This window comes from Sulfurihydrogenibium yellowstonense SS-5 (assembly GCF_000173615.1).
In the GTDB taxonomy this organism is placed as follows: Bacteria; Aquificota; Aquificia; order Aquificales; family Hydrogenothermaceae; genus Sulfurihydrogenibium; species Sulfurihydrogenibium yellowstonense.
Genome location: NZ_ABZS01000144.1, coordinates 1 through 4,613, shown reverse-complemented (window position 1 = coordinate 4,613; position 4,613 = coordinate 1). Strand labels below are relative to the sequence as shown.

Here is a 4,613-nt window from a genome sequence, read left to right as displayed (position 1 = left end):
TTAAAAATTCCACTTTGTCCCTGCTGCTTCTAAAACTTCTTTTGTGTCGATCCCCATTTTATTAAAGATTATAGAAAGCTCGTTCATCAAGGCAATGTTTAAATCTCTCTGAGTATTTTCTATGACTTTTGCAGCTTCTGCTGTTTTTATATTAGGTGCTCTGTGAATTCCTGCTGTTATGACGCTTCCATAAAGTTGTGCTAAAAATTCGGTAATTTCTGGTGTATCCCCCGCAACTACTTTTATGATTTTATCTATCGTGTGATTTTTATCTCCCGGATTAACCCTTTCTGGCGAGTATCCAACGTTAAAATCCTCTTTCCATTTCAAACCACTTTCCTGCTGTAAAATAGGAACGCATTCTTCTTCTGTTAAGCCTGGATAAACAGTAGATTCATACACTACTATAGAGCCTTTTTTCATATACTTTCCTACTGTTTTAGTCGCTGATATAATTGGTCTTAAATCTGGTATATTGTGCTTGTCAACAGGCGTTGGAACTGTGATGATAATAACTTTTGCTTCTTTTAGCTTTTCAGGATTGTCAGTAAATTCTATCTGGCAGTTTAAAAGTTTTTCTTTTTCAACTTTTTTTGTCCTGTCAAAACCTTGTTTTAACTCTTTTATTCTTGCTGGATTAATATCAAAGTCGACAACATTAAATTTTGTATCAAACAACACGGCCAAAGGAAGTCCTACGTATCCTAATCCAACAATTGCTATTTTTCTTTACCGTTTTTTAAAAAATCTTCTACTTTCATGATTTAACTCCTTTTATCTTAGCTTTTCCAAGTACTGCTATGAAGCTTGAAATGTCTTTTGGAATGCCAAAACGTGGAATTTTATGTAAATTTGTTTTTGACTTTATCACATCCTTTTCTGTTGTGAATGCAGTTTCAAAAAATAAGCCGACTAACTCTACAAGTAAATCGTTATAATGTCCAAATGGATAGGCAAAATGTCTAATTTTTTGATTTATCATGCTTTCAAGCATAGATTTAGACTCTTGTAATTCTTTTATCACTCTTTCTTTTCTCTCTTGTATTGGCTCTTTATCTACAATTTTATCAAACTTTTTTAACAATTCTTTTTTTAATCTAATTTTCCAATCTTTTTGTTTAAAATAGCTTTCATCTAAACTTTTTACGTAATCTTTTACTTCTTTTTTTATGTAAGACCTCTCAACTGCAAGGTTATTTTGGGATTTTAGGATAGGAAAGCCAATTTTTGGCTCTTCTCCATAGGCATAGTAAAAACTCCAATGTCCATTTTTACCATCATAAAAATCAATTATTTCTTCATCATAAAAAACCCTTGAATGAAGGTATGCATGACCGCCAACATCAAACACATCTTTCATCTTGTTTAGCTCTGATACTGTTAAAAAATCCCAATCTTTTGTGTCTTTGACGCCGTGTTTTAAATACTCTAAATTAGCTTGTGCCATCGTTTTTGGCTGGTGCAATTCTTTGAATGACACTTTTCCTTGTCAATAATCAAAAAGGGTTGGTCGTACAAAATCTTTCTGTAGAATTCTTGATGCTATAGTAAATATTATTGCTTTAAGACCATGTTTTTTTAAAATTGGATAGGCGTATACAAAGTTATCCACATAGCCGTCATCAAAGGTTATTGCAACAGTGGGTTTGTTTGGTCTTTTATCTTCTTTTATGTATTGCTCAATTTCATCAAGACTTACAACGTTATAAAAGCTTTTTAAAATTTTCATCTCCAAATCAAAGGTTTTATAAAAAACATCAAATCCAAATCTTGGCAGGATTTTATGATAGTAAATCACAAACACTTCAGCCATTTAAAAGTTCCTTAAAAAGATCTATATATCCTTTGGCGGTGTTTTGGATAGAATACTTAGATGCAGTTTTGATTGCATTTTCTGAGATGGTTTTATATTCTTCCTCTGATAGATTTAATACTTTTATCATTTTTTCTTTTAAAGTCTCAAAATCTCCAACCGGTGCAGAAAAGCCGTTGTATCCGTCTATCAGATACTCTCCAATTCCGCCTGCAAGGGTTGAAATAACAACTTTTCCAACAGTCATAGCTTGGAGTAATGCCCCTGCTATTCCTTCTAAGTATGAAGAAAAAACAAAATAGTCTGCCATGTTTAAAAGATCTGGAACATCTTCCCTAAATCCAAGCCCGATAACTTTATCTTCCACTGAAAACCTTTTTGCATACTCTAAAGCGTACTTATCAGTATCAAGTCCAACAAGAATCAGCTTCACATTATCTCTTTTTATTTTTGAAAAAGTTTCTATAAGCTTGGTCTGTCCTTTTATTTTTGGCTGCCAATTTGCAACATTTATAAAAACTTTGTCATTTTCTGGTATGTTCAACTGACTTCTCTTTAAAGCTCTTGCTTCTGGATTAGGCTTAAATCTTTCAAGGTCTACACCGCTTTTTATCACCACAAGCCTTTCCGGAAAGAAGTTTTTCTCTTTAAGTAAATCTGCTACTTGCTGAGATACTACAACTATTTTATCTGCTTTTGAGTATTTTAACCATTTTGATAAAAATGATGAAACTCTCCCATTTCTTCTTACTGCAACTATTTTTGGCTTGTTTTTAAAAAACAATGAAGAAATGCTTACATAATCCATTGCTTTTGGAGAGTTTGCAACTACTATATCAAATTTGTTTTGATTAACTATCTCTATCAGTCTTTTGTAATTAGACCATCTATAACGTGCATTTGGCTTGTTTTCTTCAAAAAAATGAATTGGAACATTGTAAGATTTTAGTTTTTCAATCATTTCATAATATTCAAAATTTAAAGCAATGTGAACGTCTATTCCTTGCTTTTTCAACTCTCTGGTTGTTAGATAGACCTGCTCCTTTGTGCCGCCCCAGCCTGTACCATCAACAACTTGCAAAACTTTCATCAGTAGTTTAAAACCTCCTGTCTGTATTTTTCTATTCTTTCTTTTATCTGTATCCAGTTGTCGCTTCCAAACTTTTCAAGAATTTCTCTTGCAAGGACAAAGGCAAGCATGCTTTCTGCCACTACTGCAGCCGCCGGAACAGCTGTAATATCTGACCTTTCTTTTGCCGCATCAAAAGGTTCTTTTGTTATTACATTTACAGATTGTAAAGACTTATGCCTCATTAATGTTGGAATTGGCTTCATTGCAGCTCTTGCGATTATTGGTTCTCCGTTAGTCATTCCGCCTTCCAGTCCACCTACTCTGTTTGTTTTCCTATAAAATCCTCTCTCTTTGCTGTAAAAAATCTCATCATGAGCCTGTGAACCGGGCAGGTATGCCAAATTAAAACCTTCTCCAATTTCAACGCCTTTTATCGCTTGAATACTCATTATAGCTTGTGCTATTTTACCATCAAGTCTTGTATCCCATTGACTATAACTTCCAAGCCCAACAGGAACGTTTAACGCATAAACTTCAAAAATACCGCCAAGACTTTCCCCATCCTCTTTTGCTTTATCTATGTACTCTTTAAACTCTTCATCTTTGCCTAAGATTGGAAGTCTAAGCTCAGAATTTTCAGCATTATTAAATCTATCTTCGTAAGATATACTTTCAATTTCTGATTTATCTATCTTTTTCTCCCCGATGGACAAAACATAGCTTCCTATTTTTATTCCTATATCTTCAAGAAGAATCTTACATAAAGCACCAACTGCCACTCTTGTTGTTGTCTCCCTTGCCGATGCTCTCTCTAATACATTTCTTAAATCATAAAAACCATATTTTATGCCACCTGTAAGGTCTGCATGCCCAGGTCTTGGCTCTAATATCTGTTTTTTGTTCATTGGGTCTCCTTCTATAGCCATAATATCAGTCCAATTTTCCCAGTCTTTGTTTCTAACCATCAAAGTGATTGGAGAGCCAAGAGTAATACCAAATCTGACGCCAGAAAGGATTTCGACGACATCCTTCTCTATCTTCATTCTTCCGCCGCGACCGTATCCTTTCTGCCTTCTTGCAAGCTCTTTATTTATTCTATCTGTTTTGATTTTTACGTTTGACGGATACCCTTCAACAATAGCCGTTAAGGCAGGACCATGAGACTCTCCAGCATTCAAAAATCTGAGCATAAACTATCTCCAAATGTTAATTTTTAAAAGAATATTATAACTTAAATCGCTTTGTGCAACACGTGATGAAGACTGCTTGCAAAAATCAAAATTGTTATTCTGTAGCCGGCGAAGAATCTCATATTTTCTTTTCAAGTCAAAAAATCAAAAATGAGATCCTTCGGCCTTAGGCCTTAGGATGACACGGAAAGGTAAGCTTACAAAAATTTTGGAACACTCTCATTAGCGTTTTTTTATGGAATTTAAAAGAAGGAGATCCCTCGGACTTCGTCTTCAGGATGGCAAGGAACGACCCAATGGTGTCATTCTGAGCGAAGCGAAGAATCTCCTATTTTTAATGAATTTCTTACCCGACGTATAAGTTATAATAATCCCAAATATCATAAACAAATTGAGGGAATAGAATGATAGCAAAAGTATCAGCCTGCATTATAGCCAAAAATGAAGAGAATAATTTACCAAGGTTGCTTGAAAGTATAAAAGGGAAATTTGATGAAATAGTTTTGGTAGATACAGGTTCAACTGATAAAACTGTAGA

The 4,613-nt window shown here is 34.2% G+C and carries 6 protein-coding genes; 1 reads left to right on the top strand and 5 read right to left on the bottom strand.

From position 1 onward, the window contains the following. From SULYE_RS06295 to aroC, 5 genes are all read right to left on the bottom strand, one after another. Positions 1–678, bottom strand: coding sequence for a nucleotide sugar dehydrogenase (locus tag SULYE_RS06295; RefSeq protein WP_232178621.1), 678 nt, complete (start codon positions 676–678; stop codon positions 1–3). A 79-nt stretch (positions 679–757) separates the two neighbouring features. Further along, a complete protein-coding gene (locus tag SULYE_RS06290; protein WP_232178619.1) occupies positions 758–1,447 on the bottom strand; it encodes a polysaccharide deacetylase family protein in 690 nt (229 codons plus the stop codon). Between the two features lie 42 nt (positions 1,448–1,489). Next, complete coding sequence (locus SULYE_RS08595; RefSeq protein ID WP_007547657.1) at positions 1,490–1,813, bottom strand: polysaccharide deacetylase family protein; 324 nt, start codon at positions 1,811–1,813, stop codon at positions 1,490–1,492. After that, the gene (locus SULYE_RS06285; RefSeq protein ID WP_007547656.1) at positions 1,806–2,903 is read right to left on the bottom strand and encodes a glycosyltransferase family 4 protein; all 1,098 of its coding nucleotides are present in this window, start codon (positions 2,901–2,903) and stop codon (positions 1,806–1,808) included. The genes SULYE_RS08595 and SULYE_RS06285 overlap by 8 nt, the downstream gene beginning before the upstream one ends. Further along, positions 2,903–4,075, bottom strand: a complete 1,173-nt coding sequence (aroC, locus tag SULYE_RS06280) for a chorismate synthase (protein ID WP_007547654.1) — start codon at positions 4,073–4,075, stop codon at positions 2,903–2,905. The genes SULYE_RS06285 and aroC overlap by 1 nt, the downstream gene beginning before the upstream one ends. Before the next feature lie 404 nt (positions 4,076–4,479). On the opposite strand from aroC, the gene SULYE_RS08075 reads away from it, so the two are divergent. Further along, a partial coding sequence (locus SULYE_RS08075; RefSeq protein WP_007547652.1) for a glycosyltransferase occupies positions 4,480–4,613 on the top strand: 134 nt, incomplete at its 3' end.